The sequence below is a fragment of the Vibrio sp. SCSIO 43097 genome (assembly GCF_023650755.1).
GTDB classification, from domain to species: Bacteria; Pseudomonadota; Gammaproteobacteria; order Enterobacterales; family Vibrionaceae; genus Vibrio; species Vibrio alginolyticus.
In genome coordinates this window covers 416408-439031 of the sequence record NZ_CP071841.1, presented here as the reverse complement: position 1 = coordinate 439031, position 22624 = coordinate 416408, and the positions used below count along the sequence as shown (strand labels likewise).

At 45.3% G+C, this 22624-nt stretch carries 29 protein-coding genes; 9 read left to right on the top strand and 20 right to left on the bottom strand.

Annotated features, from left to right (window positions below; all coding sequences use genetic code 11):
* Positions 1–39 precede the first annotated feature (39 nt).
* The gene (gene galE / locus J4N40_RS18425; protein WP_005386320.1) at positions 40–1056 is read left to right on the top strand and encodes a UDP-glucose 4-epimerase GalE; all 1017 of its coding nucleotides are present in this window, start codon (positions 40–42) and stop codon (positions 1054–1056) included.
* 334 nt (positions 1057–1390) lie between these two features.
* Here galE and J4N40_RS18420 read toward each other — a convergent pair whose 3' ends face one another.
* Positions 1391–3529 carry a TonB-dependent hemoglobin/transferrin/lactoferrin family receptor gene (locus tag J4N40_RS18420; RefSeq protein WP_053303617.1) on the bottom strand — a complete coding sequence of 713 codons (2139 nt, stop codon included), beginning with the start codon at positions 3527–3529 and terminating at the stop codon, positions 1391–1393.
* A gap of 231 nt (positions 3530–3760) precedes the next feature.
* Here J4N40_RS18420 and J4N40_RS18415 point away from each other — a divergent pair, with 231 nt between their 5' ends.
* Positions 3761–4648, top strand: a complete 888-nt coding sequence (locus J4N40_RS18415) for a LysR family transcriptional regulator (RefSeq protein WP_017634152.1) — start codon at positions 3761–3763, stop codon at positions 4646–4648.
* 77 nt (positions 4649–4725) lie between these two features.
* Here the strand turns inward: J4N40_RS18415 and J4N40_RS18410 are convergent, their stop codons facing one another.
* Positions 4726–7359 carry a bifunctional acetate--CoA ligase family protein/GNAT family N-acetyltransferase gene (locus J4N40_RS18410; RefSeq protein WP_250654641.1) on the bottom strand — a complete coding sequence of 878 codons (2634 nt, stop codon included), beginning with the start codon at positions 7357–7359 and terminating at the stop codon, positions 4726–4728.
* Between the two features lie 236 nt (positions 7360–7595).
* Here J4N40_RS18410 and J4N40_RS18405 point away from each other — a divergent pair, with 236 nt between their 5' ends.
* From J4N40_RS18405 to J4N40_RS18375, 7 genes are all read left to right on the top strand, one after another.
* Positions 7596–8165 (top strand): SPOR domain-containing protein, encoded by a 570-nt coding sequence (locus J4N40_RS18405; protein ID WP_005390018.1) that lies wholly within the window; start codon positions 7596–7598, stop codon positions 8163–8165.
* A 149-nt stretch (positions 8166–8314) separates the two neighbouring features.
* Positions 8315–9304 (top strand): D-alanine--D-alanine ligase, encoded by a 990-nt coding sequence (locus tag J4N40_RS18400; protein ID WP_017821896.1) that lies wholly within the window; start codon positions 8315–8317, stop codon positions 9302–9304.
* Between the two features lie 128 nt (positions 9305–9432).
* Positions 9433–9819, top strand: a complete 387-nt coding sequence (locus tag J4N40_RS18395) for a DUF3319 domain-containing protein (RefSeq protein ID WP_005376294.1) — start codon at positions 9433–9435, stop codon at positions 9817–9819.
* A gap of 1 nt (position 9820) precedes the next feature.
* On the top strand, positions 9821–10132 hold the full coding sequence (yciH, locus tag J4N40_RS18390; RefSeq protein WP_005376292.1) for a stress response translation initiation inhibitor YciH: 312 nt from the start codon (positions 9821–9823) through the stop codon (positions 10130–10132).
* A 496-nt stretch (positions 10133–10628) separates the two neighbouring features.
* Positions 10629–11051 carry a phage protein gene (locus J4N40_RS18385; protein ID WP_069495727.1) on the top strand — a complete coding sequence of 141 codons (423 nt, stop codon included), beginning with the start codon at positions 10629–10631 and terminating at the stop codon, positions 11049–11051.
* 88 nt (positions 11052–11139) lie between these two features.
* Positions 11140–12255 carry an AAA family ATPase gene (locus J4N40_RS18380; protein WP_169629165.1) on the top strand — a complete coding sequence of 372 codons (1116 nt, stop codon included), beginning with the start codon at positions 11140–11142 and terminating at the stop codon, positions 12253–12255.
* Positions 12256–12999, top strand: coding sequence for a DUF4435 domain-containing protein (locus tag J4N40_RS18375; RefSeq protein WP_238975290.1), 744 nt, complete (start codon positions 12256–12258; stop codon positions 12997–12999).
* Positions 13000–13169: 170 nt separating this feature from the next.
* On the opposite strand, the gene J4N40_RS18370 is transcribed toward J4N40_RS18375, so the two are convergent.
* From J4N40_RS18370 to J4N40_RS18290, 18 genes are all read right to left on the bottom strand, one after another.
* A complete protein-coding gene (locus J4N40_RS18370) occupies positions 13170–13355 on the bottom strand; it encodes a hypothetical protein (protein ID WP_025543506.1) in 186 nt (61 codons plus the stop codon).
* A complete protein-coding gene (locus J4N40_RS18365; RefSeq protein ID WP_025625168.1) occupies positions 13336–13563 on the bottom strand; it encodes a hypothetical protein in 228 nt (75 codons plus the stop codon). Before J4N40_RS18365 ends, J4N40_RS18370 begins: the two co-directional genes overlap by 20 nt.
* Before the next feature lie 61 nt (positions 13564–13624).
* On the bottom strand, positions 13625–14095 hold the full coding sequence (locus J4N40_RS18360; RefSeq protein WP_250654640.1) for a structural protein: 471 nt from the start codon (positions 14093–14095) through the stop codon (positions 13625–13627).
* Positions 14096–14097: 2 nt separating this feature from the next.
* Positions 14098–15222, bottom strand: a complete 1125-nt coding sequence (locus J4N40_RS18355; protein WP_062730602.1) for a TasA family protein — start codon at positions 15220–15222, stop codon at positions 14098–14100.
* 3 nt (positions 15223–15225) lie between these two features.
* Positions 15226–15966: a hypothetical protein gene (locus J4N40_RS18350; protein WP_169628974.1), complete on the bottom strand. Its 741-nt coding sequence runs from the start codon at positions 15964–15966 to the stop codon at positions 15226–15228.
* Positions 15963–16478 carry a hypothetical protein gene (locus J4N40_RS18345; protein WP_029826361.1) on the bottom strand — a complete coding sequence of 172 codons (516 nt, stop codon included), beginning with the start codon at positions 16476–16478 and terminating at the stop codon, positions 15963–15965. Before J4N40_RS18345 ends, J4N40_RS18350 begins: the two co-directional genes overlap by 4 nt.
* Entirely contained in the window at positions 16479–16865 is a 387-nt protein-coding gene (locus tag J4N40_RS18340) for a hypothetical protein (RefSeq protein WP_031380915.1), read from the bottom strand.
* Complete coding sequence (locus tag J4N40_RS18335; RefSeq protein WP_005457419.1) at positions 16850–17047, bottom strand: hypothetical protein; 198 nt, start codon at positions 17045–17047, stop codon at positions 16850–16852. Before J4N40_RS18335 ends, J4N40_RS18340 begins: the two co-directional genes overlap by 16 nt.
* On the bottom strand, positions 17044–17187 hold the full coding sequence (locus tag J4N40_RS18330; protein ID WP_017636141.1) for a hypothetical protein: 144 nt from the start codon (positions 17185–17187) through the stop codon (positions 17044–17046). The genes J4N40_RS18335 and J4N40_RS18330 overlap by 4 nt, the downstream gene beginning before the upstream one ends.
* The gene (locus J4N40_RS18325; RefSeq protein WP_025627790.1) at positions 17187–17495 is read right to left on the bottom strand and encodes a hypothetical protein; all 309 of its coding nucleotides are present in this window, start codon (positions 17493–17495) and stop codon (positions 17187–17189) included. The genes J4N40_RS18330 and J4N40_RS18325 overlap by 1 nt, the downstream gene beginning before the upstream one ends.
* Before the next feature lie 9 nt (positions 17496–17504).
* Positions 17505–18332 (bottom strand): major capsid protein P2, encoded by an 828-nt coding sequence (locus J4N40_RS18320; protein ID WP_169628973.1) that lies wholly within the window; start codon positions 18330–18332, stop codon positions 17505–17507.
* A complete protein-coding gene (locus J4N40_RS24565; protein ID WP_005457441.1) occupies positions 18332–18460 on the bottom strand; it encodes a hypothetical protein in 129 nt (42 codons plus the stop codon). Before J4N40_RS24565 ends, J4N40_RS18320 begins: the two co-directional genes overlap by 1 nt.
* 112 nt (positions 18461–18572) lie before the next feature.
* Positions 18573–19331: a hypothetical protein gene (locus tag J4N40_RS18315; protein WP_169628972.1), complete on the bottom strand. Its 759-nt coding sequence runs from the start codon at positions 19329–19331 to the stop codon at positions 18573–18575.
* Positions 19303–19758 (bottom strand): hypothetical protein, encoded by a 456-nt coding sequence (locus J4N40_RS18310; protein WP_169628971.1) that lies wholly within the window; start codon positions 19756–19758, stop codon positions 19303–19305. The genes J4N40_RS18315 and J4N40_RS18310 overlap by 29 nt, the downstream gene beginning before the upstream one ends.
* Positions 19748–20281: a hypothetical protein gene (locus tag J4N40_RS18305; RefSeq protein ID WP_169628970.1), complete on the bottom strand. Its 534-nt coding sequence runs from the start codon at positions 20279–20281 to the stop codon at positions 19748–19750. Before J4N40_RS18305 ends, J4N40_RS18310 begins: the two co-directional genes overlap by 11 nt.
* On the bottom strand, positions 20274–20585 hold the full coding sequence (locus tag J4N40_RS18300) for a hypothetical protein (RefSeq protein ID WP_005457413.1): 312 nt from the start codon (positions 20583–20585) through the stop codon (positions 20274–20276). Before J4N40_RS18300 ends, J4N40_RS18305 begins: the two co-directional genes overlap by 8 nt.
* 3 nt (positions 20586–20588) lie before the next feature.
* The gene (locus J4N40_RS18295; RefSeq protein ID WP_169628958.1) at positions 20589–20783 is read right to left on the bottom strand and encodes a hypothetical protein; all 195 of its coding nucleotides are present in this window, start codon (positions 20781–20783) and stop codon (positions 20589–20591) included.
* A 17-nt stretch (positions 20784–20800) separates the two neighbouring features.
* On the bottom strand, positions 20801–22618 hold the full coding sequence (locus J4N40_RS18290) for a replication endonuclease (protein ID WP_169628969.1): 1818 nt from the start codon (positions 22616–22618) through the stop codon (positions 20801–20803).
* Positions 22619–22624: the final 6 nt, after the last annotated feature.

The following is a 22624-nucleotide window of genomic DNA, read 5'->3' as shown; positions in this document are numbered from 1 at the left end:
CTTTAAACTAACCCAATTCGCGTCAGAAGGAATAATAAAATGAAAGTACTCGTTACGGGTGGTATGGGCTATATCGGTAGTCATACGTGTATTCAAATGATCGAAGCTGGCATGACGCCAGTGATTCTAGACAACCTGTACAACAGTAAATCTACGGTATTAGATCGAATTGAAAAGGTATGTGGTGTAAAGCCAACCTTCATTCAAGCCGATATCAGAGACAAATTGGCGATGGTAGAAGCACTAAAGTCGCACAATATTGAAGCTGTTATCCATTTTGCAGGTTTAAAGGCCGTCGGTGAGTCTGTAGCAAAACCTCTAGAGTATTACGACAACAACGTTAATGGCACGTTAGTATTGGTTGATGCAATGCGTGAAGCCGGAGTTAAATCGTTGGTATTTAGTTCATCAGCGACTGTATACGGTGATCCTGCATCTGTACCCATCACTGAGGACTTTCCAACTAGCGCAACTAACCCATATGGGCGCAGCAAATTAATGGTAGAAGAGTGTTTAACCGACTTCCAAAATGCGAACCCTGACTGGAGCATTACACTTCTTCGTTACTTTAACCCGGTAGGTTCACATCCAACAGGCGAGCTAGGTGAAGATCCTCAAGGTATTCCCAACAACTTAATGCCGTTTGTTTCTCAAGTTGCGGTAGGGCGCAGAGAGTTCCTTTCTGTGTTTGGTAGTGATTATCCGACCAAAGATGGCACAGGCGTACGTGATTATATTCATGTAATGGACTTATCCGATGGTCACGTTGCTGCATTAGAAAAAGTAGGTAGCAAAGCTGGCCTTCATATCTATAACCTCGGTACTGGTAACGGCTACAGTGTACTGGACATGGTGAAAGCATTTGAAGCCGCAAGTGGTAAAGATGTCCCATACCAACTTGTTGAGCGTCGTCCAGGTGATATTGCAGAGTGTTGGGCGGATCCATCAAAAGCGATGAATGAGTTAGGTTGGAAAGCAACTCGTACTCTAGAAGAAATGACTGGCGATACATGGCGCTGGCAGTCTACTAACCCTCAAGGTTATCCAGATGCCTAATCTTTAATTTACATAATAGTAACAAAAAGGCGCATAATTGCGTCTTTTTTGATCCAAATCGGAAAAAATCGTAAATTACTGGTTAAAAGGTAGCAAGTATATATAGAGCTGTTAAACTATGCCCGACTCTTAATTTGGGTTATAAATTTTCTCGTAGCTATTGGGGTAGTTCATGGAACTCGGTCTGATCATCACTTTCATCATTGCAGCAGCAGTAATGGTGAAAAAAGAGATGGCAAAACAGTAAACTTTCATTTTTCATACTTTTCTTTACATTTTTGAAATGAAAGCCATAAAAAAGCCAGCATTACGCTGGCTTTTGTGTTTTTAAGGTTTAGAACTCGTATTTAACACTAATGTTGTAATTACGCTCAGCTTGCGTTTTGTCTCGACTTAACTCAGTCTTACCGCGAACATCGTTCCAAAGATGGTATTCTTCATTCGTTAGATTCATAACACCAGCACGAATGGTTATATCTTTCATTGGTTTGTAGTACGCCGTTAAGTCAACGACTGTCGCAGACGGCAAAGCAACTTGGTCTTTGATTCCGCCTTTATCACCATCAGAGTTGATATCACTGTTCGATTTCTTAGCCGTGTAGTTTACTTTTAGGCTTGTCCCCCAAAGTGCATTTGGTGAATCGTAATTTACAGCAGCTACGGCATTCCATGGGTTTACACTGTTCAAAGGATTACCATCACCATCTTCACCTTCTGTGTATGCTGCAACAAAGCGAGTTGTCACGCCTGATGGAAGACCAGCAATGGCATGCCAATCAAGACGGTTAGAGAGCTCAACCCCTTTAATGTTTGCTTCACTAATATTGATATTTGTGAATTCAGTTAAACCACCATTGTTTGATGACGTTTGCTCAATAAAGTCACTGTAATCACTGTAGTAGAACGCTACTTCAGTTGCAGACGCTGCAGTGTTATGACGGTAACCAAGTTCATAAGACAAACTCTTTTCAGATCCCAAATTTGGGTTAGGGCGGTTGGTATAGCCATGAGCCGGATTATCGTAGGTGTAGTAAAGCTCGTCGAACGATGGCGCTCGGAACCCTTGGCTCACTTGCGCGAAGATCGTGCCAGGTTGCGATACAGAGTAAGTTGCTCCTAAACGACCAGTTAATGCAGAGTCGCTAAACTTCTCGAATGACTCTTCAGAAGTATTTGAAGGATTAGTAGAGAAGTAATCGTAACGCACACCTGGAGTCAGAATTAGCTTGTCATTAAGAAGCGAAATTTCATCTTGCAAGAATAAACCAAAGCTTTCTTCTTTTGCATCCGGTGTGTAAACGTAAACAGTATCTGGCGTGCCAGGATCGGAATTAAACTCGCGATTGGTATTACTGATGTCACTATGTTTGTACGATATTCCGTAAACAATATAGTGATTTTGAATCTCTTTATCTAACTGAGTTTCGAATTCAAATTTGTCTTCAGTATATTCGTAATCTTTTTTCTGTTGGTTGTCACCACTAGGCGGTACGTAAGGTGGGTAACCTGGGCTGGCTTCGATAAAGCGATTAGACACGCCGTTTTCTTCTTTACCAATCCATGTAAGCTTGGACGTGATCGTATCCGAGATAGCTGCATCTGCAAACCAAATGTGCTTGAGCCCAATGCGATTTTGCTTGGTTGTGTCTTCAGCGTTGAAGTTTTTGTAACTTTTATGTGCGATCTCTGAGTCAGTCTCGTTGTAAATAACTTCTCCCAAGAACTCCAAGCGATGAGCGTCATTCAATTGAGATTGAAGTTTTACCAATAGATCGTTTTTGTAATAATCTTGGTTGTCCACAGAATAGTTATCGTAAGGCGCCTTAGAGAAATTTTGTAGCTCTGCACCATCACGGCGTGTAAAGGCTATAAGTGCTTCTGTATTACCGAAACGCTTTGCTAAAGCTACATGCTCACTAAAAGAGTTATCTTCCGATGAATAAGAGAGTTTAGCTTGACCACCAAAGTCTTTACCATCTTTGAGGAAATCCTTCGGATCTTTTGTTTCGAATGCGACAACACCGCCAATTGCATCACTACCATGTAGGCTAGAAGCTGCTCCTTTAACAATTTCGACACTCTTTAGCATATCGGGGTCGACAGTAACGGCACTAGAATTGATAAACGAATATGGTCCACCGCTGAATACACCTGGTTGAGATGCACCGTCTACTAAGATTTTAACTCGTTTACCTTCCATCCCGCGAATGTTAATACTTTGGACGCCTTGGCGTTGAGTGCCATTAACAGTAACCCCTGGCGTATACTCGAATAGATCATTCAAGTCCTTTACCATGTTTTCTTCGATGTCTTTCTCTGATACAACAGCAACAGAAGCAGCAACAGTGTTTATGGTTTGGTTGGTACGGGTGGCCGACACAACGACTTCTTCAAACTTAGAAGCTTCTTCCGCATAAGCAGTATGGGAAAGGGCAACTAAAATGGAGGCTGACAAAATTGATTTTTTATACATTGGCTTCAATACCTTAGATCCATAATAGGTAACAACACGCGGATATTAATGGATCTAAATGGTAATTACTATCATTACCATTGTCATTTATTGATTTGTATTGAATCTTCTTCTTAGGCTATGAGCATTCCTAGTCTTTAGTTATCAATATGTTATATTATTTGTCGTTAGTTCTTGATAAGTTCATCCAAATACAACGAATGTGATGAATGTCACATTAAGAGAGGCCATGTGCAGAGTCCAATTACGTTAGAAGCACTCCATATTCTAGATGCTATTGATCGAAGAGGGAGTTTTGCTGCTGCTGCGAATGAGTTAGACAGAGCCCCGTCATCGCTGAGCTATCAAATCCAGAAACTCGAGCAAGACTTAGACATTATTATCTTCGATCGCTCTGGTCACAAAGCCCATTTTACTGAAGCAGGTAAGCTTATTCTTGAAAGAGGAAGAGCCATTTTACAAGCCAGTGAAAAGTTAGTGAACGATGCAACGTTATTGGCGAATGGCTGGGAACTGGATATTACCATTGCCTTCGATGGCATTATTCCTATATCCAACTTTTTCCCGATGGTTGATGCGCTGGCCGAGGTCAGCTCAACTCGAGTCAGGCTGCAAGAGGAGATTCTGGCTGGTAGCTGGGAGTCGTTGAATACGGGGAGAGCTGATTTACTGATTTGCCCATCACTGGATACGCTTCCTCAAGAAGTTAAGTCAGAAAAAATTGGTAAAATGAGTATGTATTGGGTAGCTTCCGCTGATCACTATGTTCACAAGCGTAGTGGTAAGTTTGATGAAGCAGCGCGAGAAAAGTATCGGATTATTGCTATTGCAGATACCGCACGTGAGCAACCAGCGCTCTCAATTAATATCATTCAAAAACAGCCTCGCTTGACCGTCACCAACTTTACGGCAAAAGTAGAAGCGCTAACTGCAGGTTTAGGCATTGGTACATTACCAAGCCAAATTGCACAACCTCTTATTGATAGTGGTGTATTGAAACGAATCGAAGGCACTGAAGAACAGCCGATGGATATTATTTTGGCATGGCGCCGGAACACTATGGGTGAGGCAAAATCCTGGTGTATTCAGTACTTAAAAAAGAATTGGAAACTAAAGTAACAACGTAACTTTTACTTCTTAGATTCCCATTGATTATCGAATGTAAGAAGTAAAAGTCATCGCTAATGCTGCGCTTTTCAATTTAAAGGGAGCACCATATCTGCCGTACCGTCTGCAAATTGGACATCGATCTCAAACCCCAAGTTCTGAGCCAACATCAACATTCCTCTGTTTGTTGGCATGGTCATTCCAGACATTTGCTTTGTGCCTTTAATTTTGCAATAGCTGATTATTTTCTGCATCAGCACTTTGCCTAAACCTTTTCCTTTCAAATCTGAACGAACCAAAATAGCAAACTCAGCGTCACTATTGTCTGGTGTAATCAATGCGCGGGCTACCCCTATGATAGACGGTCCGTCAGTATTAAACGCTACCGCAACAAACGCCATTTCGCGGTCGTAGTCTATTTGAGTAAAGTTTGCCAAAGCCTCATGGTTGAACTCTCCAACTTCAGAAAAGAAACGCTTATAGAGATCTTCTTTCGATACGCTATTAATGAATTGAGCATGCAGCGGCTCATCCTCAGGCAAGATAGGGCGAAGCAGGATAGGTTGGCCATCTCGAAGCGTCACCGTTTCGACAAACTCTGCCGGGAAAGGGCGAATCGCTAGCCGTTTTTGGGCGTCTCCTTCGTACTTACACAGTGTGACATCTGCATCAAGGATAGTTAAATCGCTTCCGGACACTAGCACTGGATGGATATCCAGTTTTTGTATTTCTGGTAACTCAACTGCCATTTGGGAGATACGAACCAAGAACTTCGACAACTCAGTAATATCGAGCGCATCTTTGTGTTTCTGCAGGCGAATCTTTCCAGACTTTAGGGCAACAACGACAAGGTAGCGCGCAAGCGTCATGTTCAAAGGAGGAAGTGCAGCGACGGCATCTTGGGCGATATTCCACTCAGAGCCGCCTTGACCAAGCAAGATCACTGGTCCAAAGACTTTATCTACTGCAATACTAATCCGTAGCTCTTCAGCGCTGCCGAGCTTTGCCATCCCTTGTACCAACAGCCCATGTACATTGGCGGAAGGGTAGCTGAGCTTTACGGTATCTAAAATGGATAGCGCTGCGTTGGAAACTTCTCGACTGTTTCTTAAATTTAGAGCGACACCGTGAACATCAGATTTATGAGGAATGTCTGGAGAACGCAATTTAACCGCAACAGGATATCCAATATTTTCTGCCATATGAACGGCTTCAATGTCGTCAGATGCAATCCACGTCGGCAAAACGTTAAACCCGAACAGCTTAAATAATGGGCTAGTTTGATGCGTATCTAAGGGGACTGTGTTTTTATCCAGTAGTCGTTCGTTTACCCATTCTTTTGCTGAACTCACACTTCCTGAATGTAATGGCTCTGCCGTCGTTGGCGTTTCCATTAGTTGTTTCTGGTTTCGTCTGTATTCGACCAAGTGCATGTATGCTACAACCGCACTTTCAGGTGTTCTATAGGTTGGAATGCCTGCTTGAGTAAAGGCCAGTCGCGCTTCTCTCGACGTTTGTTCTCCTGACCAGTTGGTCAAGATATTAAAATGCTTATGCCGAGGGTGAGATTTGATTGCATTAATAACGGCTTGAGCAGTTTCAAGAGGATCAGAAACAGCAGAAGGACTATGCATAATCAATATCGCATCTGCACAGTCGTTATTCATCAGTGCGTTAATGGTATCAATATAGCGTTTTTGGGTTGCGTCACCAGACAGATCAATTGGATTTCGAGCACGCCAGTTGGATGGAAGTACTGCTTGTAATTGCTCAATGGAAGCGTCATCAAGCGTTGCGAGTTGGCCACCACGTTCAATCAAAGTATCAACGGACATAACAGCAGGGCCGCCGCCATTGGTGATGATCGCTAAACGCTCTCCACGAAGTGGCACAGAATGCGTGAGTGTTTCAACCGCGGCAAAAAGCTCATGCGTATTGCTGACTCGTAACATACCAGTTCTGCGAATAGCAGAATCGTAAATTACGTCAAGTGTATCTCCGTCTTGCTGCTTAAAAGTATTCATCTCTTTAGAGCGGCCCGCTTTTAGCACCAATATACGTCGGTTACGTGAAGCGGCTCGCGCAGCAGACATAAATCGGCGAGCGTCTTGGATATTATCAACATAAAGCAGAATAGCTTCTGTGTTTCCATCCATACTCAAATAGTCGAGCAAATCTGCAAAATCGATATCCTGTCCACGCCCAATTGAAATGAACGAAGAAAAACCAATGTTCTTATCATTTGCCCAGTCTAAAACCGTGGTACAAACCGCCGCGGATTGTGAGATGAAAGCAATTTTTCCGGGTTTAGCTGCGACAGGGGAAAACGTGCAGTTAAAATTGTGCCAAGGAAGAATGATACCTAAGCTGTTTGGGCCTAAAACTCGAATGTTCAATGATGAGATATCTAAAGGCTTAGGGTCATCAGAGATAACAATCGCAAACGGTGTGCCTCTCTCATCTAGCTCTTTAAGCAATTGCTCGTTACGTGAAACGTTCGTACACAAAATTGCAATATCTGGCGTATAGGGCAGGGAAGCTACATCAGGGTAAGCGATCACGCCAGATACGGCTTTATATCGCGGCGTTACTGGCATAATCGCGCCACCAAATCCACTTTGTAGAAGGTTGCGCATCACAACATGTCCTGCTCGCAATGCTTTTTGAGATGCCCCAATAACGGCCACAGAGTTGGGTTTAAAGAGTTTATTTAGTTTATTCATGCTGACTCCTAGCCGTTTGTAAGTCACGTTGGCTTCTCGGTTTCATATCAATCATAAACGAATAATTTACTGATAAAACATCTTCAGACCAGACATTGCAGAAAATGTGTACGATGCTTATGGAGTTTGTGTTATTCATCACATCAAAATCACAGATTATTGTATTTGATGCTTGATAAACGGCCCTGCTATCGGCATGATTTATCGTAATATTTATCCAGAGCATTTGTTACTTCATGAAAAAAATCGCAATCATCGGCTTGTCAGTTCTGCTTTCTGCTTGTGCATCTGAAACTTACATCACGGATGTGACCTCAGAAAGTTACCGAGAGGACTACAAATCAGATCGTATCTCTAAACCAATTATGGCGTCTGAAAACGCTGTAGTAGAAAAAGACGTACAACCAACTGTTGTGAAAATGACGGCAAAGCCTGAAGAAAAGAAAGTAGTCAAGCTAACGCCAAAAGAGCAGGCGAAGCCAGTTAAGATCGTACCACCAAGTAAAAAGCAAGCTGGCATTCAACGATTCGGCTATACCATTCAAGTCGCAGCTGTGGGTAGCCAAGCTAAAGTCGATCAGTTTGCAAATAAGCTGCCACAGAACGGTCAGCCAATTTGGGAAAACTACAAAGTTGTAAACGGTACTAAGTGGTTCTCAGTTTTATACGGAGACTACGCAACAAGCGCAGAAGCCAAGCAAGCGATTTCGACTTTGCCAGCTCAATTTCAGCAGTTAAGGCCATTTGTTAAAAGCATTGATGCAATCAAAAACTCAGCTTACCCAACGCTTAACAAATTAAATTAACACATAAAATAAGGGAGCGAATAGCTCCCTTATTTATTTGCTCAAATCCTATTCGAACAACATTCCTCACATTAAAATTACTGTACGTCACACTTCAAAGGTTTATCATAATAAATAGTATCTTTTGTAGGTCACGGAAAGATGGATTCATGATTAAAAATATTCTTTTACTATGCGGCGGTGGCTCTTCTGAGCACGAGATTTCATTATTGTCTGCAAACTTTGTCGAACAACAACTAAATCTTATTGAAGACGTTCACGTTACACGCGTAGAAATAAAAAACGAAGGTTGGATGACCAACCAAGGTGAGTTGGTTTACCTGGATCTCAATACCAAGCAGTTGTGCTCAAGTGAATCTAATCAAACCATTGATTTCATCGTGCCTTGTATACATGGTTTTCCTGGCGAAACAGGCGACATTCAATCTCTGTTTGAAATCGCAGGTATTCCTTATCTTGGCTGCGGGCCAGAAGCGAGTAGCAATAGTTTCAATAAAATCACATCTAAGCTTTGGTACGACGCTATCGGCATACCCAATACGCCATACTTATTCTTAACGCGAAACGATGAAGAAGCTCACGTTCAAGCTCATAAAGCCTTTGAAAAGTGGGGAAAAGTTTTTGTTAAAGCCGCTCGCCAAGGCTCTTCCGTTGGCTGTTACAGTGTCACAGAAAAAGACAAGCTTTCTAATGCAGTAAATGATGCTTTTGGGTTTTCTGACCAAGTGTTGGTTGAGAAAGCAGTAAAACCTCGAGAACTTGAAGTTGCTGCATATGAGATGAATGGCCAACTACATATCACTAAGCCAGGCGAGGTCATCGCGCCTGATGGTGCTTTTTACTCGTACGATGAAAAGTACAGCAGTTCAAGTCACTCGCTCACAGAAGTTGAGGCGAAGAATCTAACTCAAGTACAATTAGATTCCATCCAACACGCGTCAGAGACGGTATTTAAACAAATGAATCTTCGTCATTTATCTCGTATCGACTTTTTCCTAACGGAAGATGATGAGATTTACTTAAACGAAGTAAACACATTTCCAGGAATGACTCCGATCTCAATGTTCCCTAAAATGCTTCAAAACAACGGGCACAAATTTCATGAGTTCTTGGAAGATTGTATAAACAGTGCAAAGTGATTAACGTTATCGAGACGCGTTTTATGATACAAGTTGTTTTCTAGAGCAAGGATTATTCAAGCCGTATTTGAATATTGCTCAGTAGCAATTATGATTATATCAACGCATTAAACAGATGACTCAGTGGTATGGCGATTTCAAATTATAGAGGTTTTAACCTGCAGTCAGTCGGATCAGATGGCAGTGTTTGGAAGGTTAAAATCAAGAACCACGTTTTACAGGGCAGTTTGACGGCGGTAAAGAAAAGCATTGATTGGTGGTGTGACACCGCATCGATTATTGATCCCAAAGAGTTTGCTTCACTCGGGCAAAGAGTGCAGCAAACTGGTGTTGCAAAATCAGAGGTCTTTAACGGCTATACTATTCAAAACGATACAGGCCAACCTAACTCTTGGTACTGTATGTTTAATGGTAAACTGATTAAGGGCAGTAAAGCCGCTATTCAACGCCATATCGAAGCTTATTTGGTTGCAAAGCAAAAAGCGATGCAAGCTCAACAACAAAAGAAACAATAGAATGACTCTGGTATATTCAACAGAGACCGGTCGAATTAAACCGGAAGAAGAAAAAGTATCTCGCCCTAAAGGCGATGGTGTTGTTCGGATTCAGCGCCAAACGAAAGGCCGTAAAGGTAAAGGCGTATGCATTGTTACAGGTTTAGACTTGGATGATGCACCTTTAAAGTTATTAGCGGCAGAACTCAAAAAAGTCTGTGGCTGTGGTGGCTCTGTAAAAGATGGCAATATCGAGATTCAAGGTGATGCTAGAGACAAGATCAAGGCACATCTTGAAAAGAAAGGCATGACAGTCAAATTAGCCGGTGGCTAATTTAATATTTCCAGTAAACAAAAATGGCGTCTAAAGAAATAGACGCCATTTTTTATAAGTTGCTAATTGAAGGGCAAGCAATCGTAGATTGATAGATCGATATTAGCTATTTTATGGTAAATAACGATTATGTTTAATGCTCACAGTAAGGCCCTTAAATTTAAAATCTGCAGGGGAATAGGAGCATACTCAGACAGCATTTAGCGTACGACGACATACAATTTAACATAACACATATAATGCGCACTAAGGGGTGTTTTGTTAACAAAGTCTAACTCTTTGATTAAGCCTTTCATAAGTGTCTGATAACCAAGCCGTAAATTTTAATTTTGTGAGTTTTAAACGTTTAAGTCGTTTGTACTATTACTGACGATTGTTTCCCGCAATCTACAAAACTCGCCCAAAACCCGTACCGCCACATTATGAGGCGTTCGGTTAAGGCGAAAAAACAAGAAAAAAATAATTTTAGTCTGTTCATCAAATTGCGAGCGTTGTCATGTTTCACGAATCATTCTGCACTTTATTCTGGCGCGAATTTAAAACCCTTAAGCAAGGCGCCGAGTTTTTTCACGTTACCAAGCCGACGGTTGTTCGTTGGTTAGATGGCACCGTTCCGGTGAATCCGATGGCGGAAAAGCTTCTACTCATCAAGTCACTTGGCTATTTGCCTAATGACATCCGTTGGTCAGGTTTTCGAGTTTGTGAGCAACGAGCTGTGTTAATCACACCATCCGGTCGTGAGTTCAGCCCTAAAGAATTGGAAAGTTTTGTGTTTTGGCGTGACGAACATCGTCAGTTTGTAGAAATGTACGGACACTTTGAATACCCCAAGGTTTATCCTGCGAAAGAAAATTTGCTGCCGTTTCGTGGCGGCCGTCGAATGAAATCGGCTGCTTGGCTGCCCTCGCGACAAAAATAACCACTCATACATATGCTAATCATTTACATGCCTATAGTGTTATATGCTATCATGACGCTATTTTTTAACGCTATTTATAAGTTAATGTATGAAAATAGAATCACTAATAATTCATGGTTTGCATGGTACTGACAGAGTATTAAATATCAAATTTTTCGATGATGTTAACATCATCACTGGTTCAAATGGTGTTGGCAAGACAACCGTACTTAAGTCTGTTTGGTACATAATAAGTGGCAACATTGAGCGCTTACTTCAAGAAGTTAGGTTTGAAAGTTTAAAGTTAGTAACAAACAAATATACATTTTTAATCGATACTATAATTGCGAAGAATAATAAGTTTGTGTTTGCTTTGTCTATCAAGGGAGTGGATGGTGAAACAATTTATACAAAACAAGTAACTGAAGATAGGTTAGAACTTGCAAACGAAGCGAATAAGAAGGTAATCACGCTATCAGAACGTTCGATATACTTCCCTACTTTTAGGCGAATCGAGGGTGGGTATACAATTACTAGCAATGCAGGAAACACTAATTACAGCAAATATTTGAGAAATCGCTTTCCAATAGAAAGTGTTCTTGATGATATTTCAAAAGAAATCTCCGTTGATGGTCATAAGTTCGTCTCATCTGTATCAACTAAAGACATAAAATCGTTAATCTCTCAATTGTTTTCTGAGGCGAACGACCAGTCTGGTAAGCTAACAAAAGAAATGATAGATAAAATTCTTACCCTTACCGAGAACCGTGATGTAATGGCAAAGAAAGATTCCATTAGTGATTTTCTGTCTGCTAATGAAAGCCTTGAGTATATAAGCGAGAGTGTGAGAATTTTTAAGCAGCGGCGTGAAGAAGCGTTTGGGGCAATTAATTATCTGTCGGATTTGGTAAGTACGATATTCAAGCATTCAGGTATTAATTTTAATGAAAACTTTACCTTGGGTTGCTCGGTTGATGCTATTGATTCAGATGCGCTCTCTTCAGGCGAGAAGCAGATGCTCAGTTTCCTCTGCTACAATATGGTATATACTAATTGTCCATTCTTTATTGATGAACCAGAGCTAAGTCTTCACATAGATTGGCAGAGATTGTTATTGAGTCTAATGCTTCGTCAGAAGAGTAACAACCAGTTTATCATTGCTACTCACTCCCCATTCATTTATACATTATTTGAAGACAAAGAAGTTATTATAGGTGGCAACTAAATGGCCAGAGCCCAATTAACAAAAGATGAAATTGTTGCTTCATTGAAAAGAACAAATGTTCCAACTATTCTAGTTGAAGGTAAAGATGATATTCATGTATATAGAAACTTGATTAATGCTATTGATGAACCTTTGTTGTCTATAATTGCTTGTGGCGATAGAGATGTATTATTTAAAGTCTTTAGGGAAATTAAAGAGCTAAATTTGTCAGAAAAAAAGATTGTTTTTATTGCTGACAAGGATAATTACCTATACATGGGAGTTCCAGATGAGTATGAAGATATTATATTTACGAACGGGTATTGTATGGAGAATGACTTGTATGACAGGAGTGACATAAAAGAAAAACTGATGTCAGAAGGTGAAGTTGACGAGTATAGGCATTTGATTGACTTAATTTCTATTTGGTATTCTTTTGAAATTGAGCAGCTAAAGAAAGGATTAGAGGCAAAAACGGGAACTCATATAAACAATGTGGTTCCTATTAATACGACCTCTTTGTGTTCCGACTTTTTATCATCTATAAACTATTCCCCAGCAGATCCTGATTTAGTGGAAGAAATTAAAAAGGAATACTCTAAGAAACTTCGTGGAAAGCAAATATTTCAATGCTTGGCTAGAGTTTTAACAAAGCCGGGGCGATTTGCCAAATATAACGAGAATATTTTAATTGATTTGGCTCTAAACTTCGGTAATGAGAATTTAGAAAGCTTGAAGAATCAAATCTCTCAAAAGATTGTCTAAATAAAAAAAGCCGAACCCCATCGCTAAGGGTTCGGCTTTTTTAGGCTTCTGCTTTGGTGGCGTCATTTGAAGCCTGTCGAGGTCAATCGACCCGCCAAAAGTATCGGCTCCCTACTCGCTGTGTAAATCGTCATTAGTAACGCTTCGAACCAGTTCGCAAGGTTTAAGCCTTAGCTTTCATTGTTGCGCGTGGCCGTTAGAACCAAAACACTTTCTCGTACCTCTTGCAGCCCTTGGGTTAACTGCTTATTGATAGCAATCTGGTATTTCAAGTTCATACCCATCAAAGCAAACAGGACGAGCGATTCAGACGAAAAGCCCAGACCAGATAAGGCGTTAACTAGGGCGCTCTCCATCCAAGCCCCCTACTTTTTTGCTTGGTTTCCACTTGTCCGGTAACGCTTCATAAGCACCAATCACGGCAGGAATCGCTAAGCCAACCGCACCGCCAAAATTGACACCCGTATCGGTCAATTCCACGCTGAATAAATGGCCGTAGCCCGTCGCCGCAGCAATGACCGAACCCAATAACGCAAAGCCTTTTAATGTTGAACGTTCAAACATACTTTTTCCTTAATATAGTTAAACGTCATATGACGCTATCAATGACGTTTTCAACGACGCTTTAAGCTAACTCGACACCTTTCAGCACCGTGTGTTTGCTGTAATGGCGACCCACTTCTATGATGCTCATGGCGTGAAGCACTTCGACCAGCAACGGCTTGTTGTTCACCAAATCAATGCGCTCATCCATACCGACGCCAACGCGACCCGCGACAAAGCGTGCATAGTTGGCGGTGTGGTTTTCGTTTGGTGGCGCAAAGCGGTGAATGATTTCGGTCAGCGTGTGCAGTTCGTGGCGTAGCTGATAGTTACGCAGCAAAATGGCTCCGGCACGAAAGCCCCATTCGGGCGCTTTAAAGGTTTCAAAGGCTTTATCGCGTGACGGCGTCACCTTGCCTTTCCATGCATTAGAGGCAATGCGAATGTTTAGCGGGTTATGAATGCGAATCCCGCGAACGCTTGATGTGGTTGAGGTTGTCATAGTAAAGGCTCCCATCCCTAAGAGTATGATGACAAAGATAAATAGCGGCATAGCTACACCGCTTGATAGTTGGCTGAGCTGAAGTAATTCAAGTGCACAGGCGATTCCGAGTAGTACGCCATGATGACAGTGGTTGCATCAGCAACCGCTCCGCGCACACTGACTTGGTCATAACGGGTTTTCACCACTTCGGCGGGCAAGTTCTGCACGGTGTAATATCCTGGCGTGCCTTTTAAGCTCGCAAAGATAAGGTGCTTTTCCATGCCAAACGGCATCAAAAACTTACTCACGTTGAGGTGGACGCCCGCTTCAACATCTGCTTTGCTGAATTCGCCAAACGACTCCGTTAATCGAAAACGGCGTGTGGCGGTGTCGCTTGGCGTCAAGTCTGGAATGATGTCCAGTTCATCAGGGTTTAAAAATACGCCCGCACTGACTGGGCTTGAGGTGAACTCGCCCAAACTGGTATCTGACTCCACAAAGTAAGCGTACAAACCGCCCGCTTGGAGCTTAATGCCGTGCAACCATGCTTGTGAAAACTGGTTAAACCCTGCTTCGGCAGGAATCTGCGCTTGTGCCACATACCCGACGAAATCGCCGTTTGCATCAAGTTCAAGCAAACCAAAACGCACGGCGGTGTTCTTTTCACCACGGAAAAACAAGCTATACGATTGATTTTCCGGCACCCACGCGGTGCCCTCATCGTTGAGTGCTCGTAGCTCTCGGTCAAAAGGCGCACTGAACACACTGAAATGTAATACTCGGCTGTTTGAGCCTGTCGCCAGTAGATAGGACGCTTTGGCCGTGTAGTCGAACTTCTCAATATCACCGCCAAGGCTTGAGTACGCCACGCTGTGATAATCGCTCACGCCATCAATCGGCACGACTTCGACGCCCCAACCTACGGGAGCCGGACGGCCAAAGCTGCGCCCAAGGTGCATTTGGTTCGCGGCTTGGTCTTTGTAGGTGTAGGCATTGGTGAGCCAACGCAATTGATGCGGTGAACCCATCGCCAAATCAACACCGGAATGCGATAACTCAGGGTTTACCAATAGGTTTTGCGGTGCGTCGCTTGCGCTCTCTGCACTCGCGGCCTTGGCGTCGTCGATGCAATCGGCCAAGTATTCAATTTTGTTGCGTGGGTCACCGTTGGGTAGGTTTTCTCGTACTTGTCCCATGCGTTAAATCTCCATAGTCGTGACGGCGTCACCCGCCGTGCCTGTTAAGGTCATGTCGGCCGTGCTTTCAATGGTGATACGCTCGCCCGCTTCCAGTTCAAACGCATCAATAAACACCGAGGCGCTATTGGCTTTTGCGGCCTTAATCGTGATGGCTTTGCGTGTGGCGTTTTGCGCAATGTTGTGCGGGAACACGCTCACCGCTTCGGTGATGAGGTTTCCACTGACTTGCTCGTTAACTTTGACCACTTGCGCAGCTTCGAGCGTGACCGCGGGCAGTGCGGATACTTCCACCGATGGCAATGATTGAACATTCACGGGTTGCGGCGCTTTGAACTCAACAGGCGGTAAGGCTGTCACCCCCAACTGTTGATTGGCGGCCAACTCAACCGCGGGAAGCTGATTCACTGCCAGTTGTTGATTGGGCGCAATTTCTACCGCGGGTTGCTGTTCAATCACCACGTTCGGCAGTGCTTGAACCACGACGCTTTGACCCTCAACAGGCGGCGTAAACGTTCCAAAACCAAATTGAATTTCAATCTGGTTGTCGGTGCGACTTGAGATAAGCAAACGCCCAAGGTGCTTACCCTCGCCCACGTTAAACACCGACGACTTGCCAAGCGTGACGCGCTCACCGGACGATTCACGATAGATTTCAATCTCAGCTTGCGCCGCTTTCAGATACAGCCAATTACCATCAGGTGTTAGCGGGATGGCTTGACCCGCGATTAGTTGCGTGTTCATCGTTTCTTCACCATTACGTAGCCAAGCACCAACACAAGCACGATTGCCAGAACGACCATCATCTTGCTTGTTTCGACTTGCCCGCCGTCTTGTTTGAATTTCGCCAAGTCCATCATGGCTTGTAGATTCTTCGAGTTTTGTGCCGCTTGGTTGCCCGCCAGTCCCGCCAACATATCGAGGTTTTCGCTGTTGGTTGAGGCATAGGTCGCCAAGGAATCGCCCGCAAAGTCGGCCACTTCATCAATGGCGGTTTCGGCAATGTCGTGCGTGGTGTCCATCGCTTCAAGCGAAATGCGCTCATTGCTGTTGAGCATCTCGCCACCAAACTCAAAGGCCTGTTCGCCAAGCTCCATGGCGGCATTGACTGCGCCGTGGTCGGTCATAGTGGTGTTGATGGTCGAGTTATTAACCCCCGAAATCGCTACACCGAGGTTATCGCCACTAATGGCATTCTGACCGCTGACGTTAGTGGTGTTACTGGTATTACTCGATTTTGATTTAGAACTACCCATTTACTGCACTCCCAAATCCAAACGAATAAAGTCGCCGTCTTGCTTGGCGGTCACGCCAATTGAACGCACTAAACGCGCCACACCTTGAAACGCCGTATCCGCAGATAGCGATTGCATCCCCGCCGCTTTAACGACATTAACCAGTTGTTTGATGCCCGAACGCAGACCACGACCCGCGACGCCCCACAAAAAGTAGTTATCCCCATCACGCTCACCCGCAATGATGAGATCATTTTCATTGCTGATTAGGCGATACAAACTCACGCGGCCATCCTTGACCGCTTTGCACAATTCAACATACGCATCAGGGCAAGCGCGAAACGCGGGCTTGAGTTCCCCAAGCGCACGTTTCGATTGCGTCACGACTTCAATTACTTCTTTTTCCATAGCAACACCGCCGCAATCACAATCACTACAAGAATCATCAACGTGGTGGAATTGCCCCCGCCCATATTGATATTGCCTACCGATAGGCTGCCACTTGATTCGCCATCGGCACCGCTGACCGCGGGACCACCGTTGGCGCTAATTGGCATCGAGCCGGAATTGCCTAAAAGCCCACCAATCATAATTTGAATCCTTTCTTGTACAGGACATAACACACCAGAAGCAGACCGAGCACCCATCCGATGCGGTCAAAACCGCCCGAAACTTTGATGCCCGCCCATACGCCCACCGCACCTGCAATCAGGTATGGAATAAACGGCATTACTTCTTCCCCTTAGCGACGTAGAACATCGCCAATAACAACAGTACGAACAGCATTCCCATCATTAGGTGCGTGGTGGTCACCCCCGCAAACGCGGAGGTGTACACAGGCTCACCCGTGGGTTGTTGGTAGTCGTTATTGTGCTTTCGCTGTTCATCTGGATTGCTGGATTCGACGCGTTGAGCTTCGTTCTCAATCTTCACGCCGAGCCAGTCTTTGCCCAAGTCGGTGACGTCGGTCATCAGCTCGCCGCCCGTTTCTAGGACGCCGTCCCAAATGGAACCCCACATGCTTTGCTCTTGCGCCATAACGCCCCCTTACTGCGCGGTAGGCACCGCCACTTGTTCAATGGCTTCAATCAGTACCGGAATGCTGCCCGGTGCTGTTTTTTCCACTTCAAACGCCAGTTGTTTCATGGCCGCCGTTGGTAAACGTGCTTCGCTACCAAAACCGCAACGCGTGAAGTCCATCGAGAAGAAGCCCGCATTCTGCTCACGACCTGCCGCGGCTAAGTCGTAGGCGTTATCGGCCTTGTTCACGTTGAGTTCTTCACGCTCATCACGCAGGACGCGAACGCGTTCAATGGTGTTGTCTTTGAGGTGCAAACGCTTGATAGACAGCGCCGCGCTACGCTCGGCAAAGTCAAACGGTGTGCGACCACTCGATGAGGCGTACCACGTTTGGGAATAGATGCGCGGCATGTAGATACGTTGGCTTTGTGCCGCCGTGGTATGAGCACGAGCACGAATCATTGGTGCCGCGGCACCCGTTTTAGCTTTTAGCTGGATGTACATGAACCAGATTTCGCCTTGCAGCGTGACTAGCTCACCTGTACGGATACCCAGTTTGGTACGCATCGACAAATCCGAGAAGTTCAGCACGTAGCGACCCGCTTGCACGTATTCTTTCTTGTGCTCTTGTAAGTCGATAAGGTCTTGACCCGTCACGTTGACGATTTCACGGCCGTTCACTTTTACCGTGATGCGCTCGATGTCTGCCGCGTCGAGAATGTCCGTCACCAGTTCAATGTTTTGGTACGTTGGACCCGATACCAAACGCAAGGTGGCTTGGTTGCCCCAGTTCACACCCTCAACAGGGTCAAGCTCACGTGGACGCGGGTTAAAAGGTTGTTTTAGTGCTTCCATTAGAACCACCCATTTTCGCCGTTAAGAGTTTCACGCACTGGGTTTAGCACGCTGATGTTGTTGATAGCGGCAATCACGATTAACGTGATAATCAGCGCCATCAGTAGGTTTTTGTGTTGCTGTTTCATGTTGTCCCTTTCGGTTGTACACGGTTAAAAAGTGATTTCATGAAACAGGGAAACGGACAGGCTTGGAAGTGAGAGCAACCTATAGGTTAAGTGGTTAACCTATAGGTTGGATTTAGCGTTGAAGTGCTCCGGTTAGACAGTTGAATGCGCCTTTTTCGACGTTGCCGATACCGTCACGAACGAGCATATATTCGGCAATGGGTTTGCCAATTGCGGCTTTGTTGTTCTTGGCTGACTTCAAGCCCGCCAAGGTATCGACGCACAAGCCTTTTTTATCCGCGAGCCATCGTGCATCGGCCATCGAGTTAACCGCGCCAATCCACCATACAGGCGATTGCTCGGTCACGGTTTTGGGGACTTCCTGCCCGCGTTGGAAAATCGAATGCAGCACAAGCCCATATTGACGCCCACCGCGCCACAATTCGCCCGCCTTGCCTTTGAGTTTGCCGGACGTTTCCACGCAGCTTGCAAGCTCTTCGATGATCACATGCAGTTGTTTGGCGTCGCCATTACCGACAGCCCACACCGCTGCACTAAAAAATTCAAGTTCCTCACTACACGCGCCATCTTTAGGAATGTACGCCAGTTTGAACGACTTGCCGCGTTTACGTGCCATCACCAAAGCTTTGACGAACGCCACGCGAGAACTGGTTTCAAAGCATTGTTGGCCGCGGAATTTCGCCCCCGCGTAGTTGCGGTAAGGGTCAAAAAAAACCGCTTGCGCGGCTTTTGGCACCAAACCTAAGTGCTTAACGGCGGAGGTTTTACCCCCGCCCGTGCCCGCCACGTAGATGACATGTTCGGCATCGTGTGACGGGTTGGAGTTGACCGGATTGGGGAATTTAAGCGGCGTCTTTTTCTTTTTGCTCACGCTGTTTTTCCTCCTCGATGGCTAATAGCTCTTTTTGATATGCCATGGTTTTCTTGGCACTGTAGACCAGCGACAACACCGCCAAACCGAGCACAGCCTCTTGCATGTAATCACCAAACAGCGACGACACGCTATCACTGTGTTTTTCCAACACAGGCAACGCGGCATCAATCACCGCCGCTTTGCCTTTTTCATCAAACTCAAAATCGACACCGGAAATAATCGACGTCGCTTGTTCAGCAATGGTGAACAGTACCGACAATGCGCCCTCGAACATTTCACCCGCGGGTTGGTTGTTGTCATCGTTGGCCGCTTCGGTTGGTAAGTCGGTTAGTTCGCTGACTTCGGTTTGTTCCAGTCCACTGATAACCGCGGAAAAGTCGCCCCAATCATCTAGCTCTGGTTGGTTTTCCATTTCATCCTGCATTGATTGGCTCTCCCTGTTCGGTTGGTTGTTTGGTTGGCATCAGTTGACGAATCGCCCAAATCAACAAGGCGACAAAGGCTATCCCCGCTAAGACTTTTTTAACCGGAAACGGCGGCTTTTTAACGGGCGTTGGTGCGGGTTCCGGTTCGGTTACTTGCTCGGTTTCAACGCTTGGCGCTTCCACTTGTTCAATTACTTCAACGCTAGGCGTATCAGTGCTTGCAACGGTTTCGGGTACTGGTTCAACCGTTGGCGATTCAGTCTCAATTGTGACGGCGTCACCCACCTCTAACTGTTCAACCGAGTCAACCATGTTGGTTTCTACAAAAGCGTTAATGCTCTTGCTCATTGGGCTGTTGCCACAGCTTGGACACTTGTAATACAGCAGTCCTAAGTTGCGCCCGTTTTTGGTTGGCTCGCCCTCAGCAATCAGCTTGCCCTCACCGACACGATGCACGGTTGAGGGACTTTGGCAAACGGGACACGATACGTGCCCGCGAATTGGGTTTGGGTGTTTACTCATCGGCGGCCGCCTCGACTGTTTCCAATTGCTGCATGTTGCCTTTTACACAACCACGATACTTTTCACGCACCTTGTTGTTGAGCTTGGTAAGCTGCTCGATTTGGTCGAACAGCGTCGGATTTAACCCGAACGCTTCAAGCGAAAAGTTACCCGTCATGAGCATCTTGCTTGCGCGCTTGATAATCGCGTTGGTGTCCATGTTTTTAAATTGGCTCAACTCCTTTTCCACACTGGCGTTGAGTTTGTCGGCCGCATCGAGCGCGGCCATTGCTTGCTGACATTCTTTAAGAGATAGCATTTCCATTGTTTAAGCCTCGGCTAGTTCTTCATCGGTGTTCGGTTTGTTCTGAATCTGTTTGTTGACTTCCTTCATCCAGACCAACATGAGACGCCAAAACACGCCGCCTTTGCTGCGCTTCACTTCGGCTTCCATTTCTTGGGTGATTTTGTCGATGTTGCTCATTGGGTTGTCCTTACCTAGTTGCTGAAATCGTTGTCGCAAGCAATATCCCAAACGGGTTAAATCAGTCGTAATGTGTTGTTTTGTAATTTGATTGAACAATATTGGTCGATGGAAACCGTCGCCCCATTCGCCAACGGCTCTAATAGACATTTCACTCCCTCAAAGCTCCATCCGGTGAGCTTCTTCAACTCTGTAATGAGTGGGGAGTTACAGTTATTTTCAGTGCTCCAAGACGTCGCTCCGCGACTTTTTAAAAGACGCTTTACGTCTTTCGTTTGAACGAGCGAATAGCACTCGCTAGCGGTTTCGATGACTTGACCGCACCACTCAAAACCAATGATTTTTTTGATTGGTTCGCCGTAGTCGTTTTTGTTTTCTTTGTAAGCCAACTTAGCGCCCTTAGCTAACTGACAAAACAGCGCCCATTTGGATGAGTCTGCCGCTTGTCTCAGTTCTTCTAGTTGATCATCTTTTTGGGTTTGTTCGGCTGTCGCTCGGCGCAAACTGCGCCACAAAGAAACAGGCTCACCACCAAATTGCTGAAACTGGCGAATGCGATGCACGGACGCCCAAGCGCGCACTTTAAATGCGCTTTCTTCGGCTTCAGTGTCTGGCATGTGTTTACCGTTGATGTTCTTCGAGACGTACTTGGCAATGTACGCCGTTGCGCCGCCCTTGCTTGGGTCGGCTTCTTTAACGTCGAAGCGTGGCGTGATGTCGTCGCCCAGTTCCTCACGGTCTGGCGCAATCGCCTCACCGCGGAGAATACGAATGATGTTGGCTTTGTCTTTGTGAGAGCAAAACAAGAAATAGTGCGCATGACTGGTTGCGTCTTTGTGTGGCTCGGCTACACGAAAGCCAAAGTATTCAATCTCCAACTTGGCCAACTTAGCGCGAGCAAGTGACCATTGGCGCATTAACTCAGCGTGTCCGTCTTTGACGCTTGAACCGTCCCACTTTGGAGAATTGCGGTGATAACGGCTTGGCAGTGTCCACGTAATGAACAGCGCGGTGTATTCCAGTTCGTCGGCCAGTTCTTCAAAGCCACGAGAGCGAACCATCATTTCAATGCGGCGGTTCTCAGGGTTAGCAATGGTGCGCTTTGCCACTTCCTCTAATGGAAAGTGCTCGCCTGTTTCCTCGTTGTACACGCTCATCGACTTCATGTATTTCTCGGAATCGCGTTGCTTGCGCTTCCAGTTACTAAAGGAAATCTCTGACACGTATTTACTTTGATGGCCTTTGTCACCCACACGGCTCATGGTGATTTGGGCGTACTCGATGTAGTCACCACGCAGACGCAGCAAACGACGTTCGACCCACTTTTCCGACTGCATTTTGAGTACCGCGGCTGTTAGCATTTGCTCTAACACTTCAACGTCTTTCACTTTGAAATTCACGTATGGCGGCTTGATGTGAATGGTCTTAAGTAGCGATTTTTGCTCAGAATAAACCGCGGCCAACGCCTCAACAAAAGAGGCGTAACCCTCGGCATTTAGGCTTGATAAAATCTCGACGCATTGGTCGGCGTACTTCTCCGCGAACTTGGTCAGCGCGTCGTCACGCATCAAGATGTTGTGCGTCAATGGCTCGCTATGCGCGCCCTTTCGACTGTCAACAAACGAGTAACGATTCTCGATATGGTGTGCGCACTTCAGGCCAAATTTCACCGCATCCTTGGCGGTTTTAATCACGTTTTCACGTGTGGCGTTTTGGCGTTGTGTGCGCGCCTCTACTTTACGGCGCACATCGTTGCGAACTATCGCGGGTAAGCGTGGGAAGAATCGGCGTGAAAAGGCACTTTGATGAATGGCATCATTGGCGAACGTCTTGCCCGCCATCTTGATTTCTATGGCTTTGGTGTCGAAGTCCATGCATCC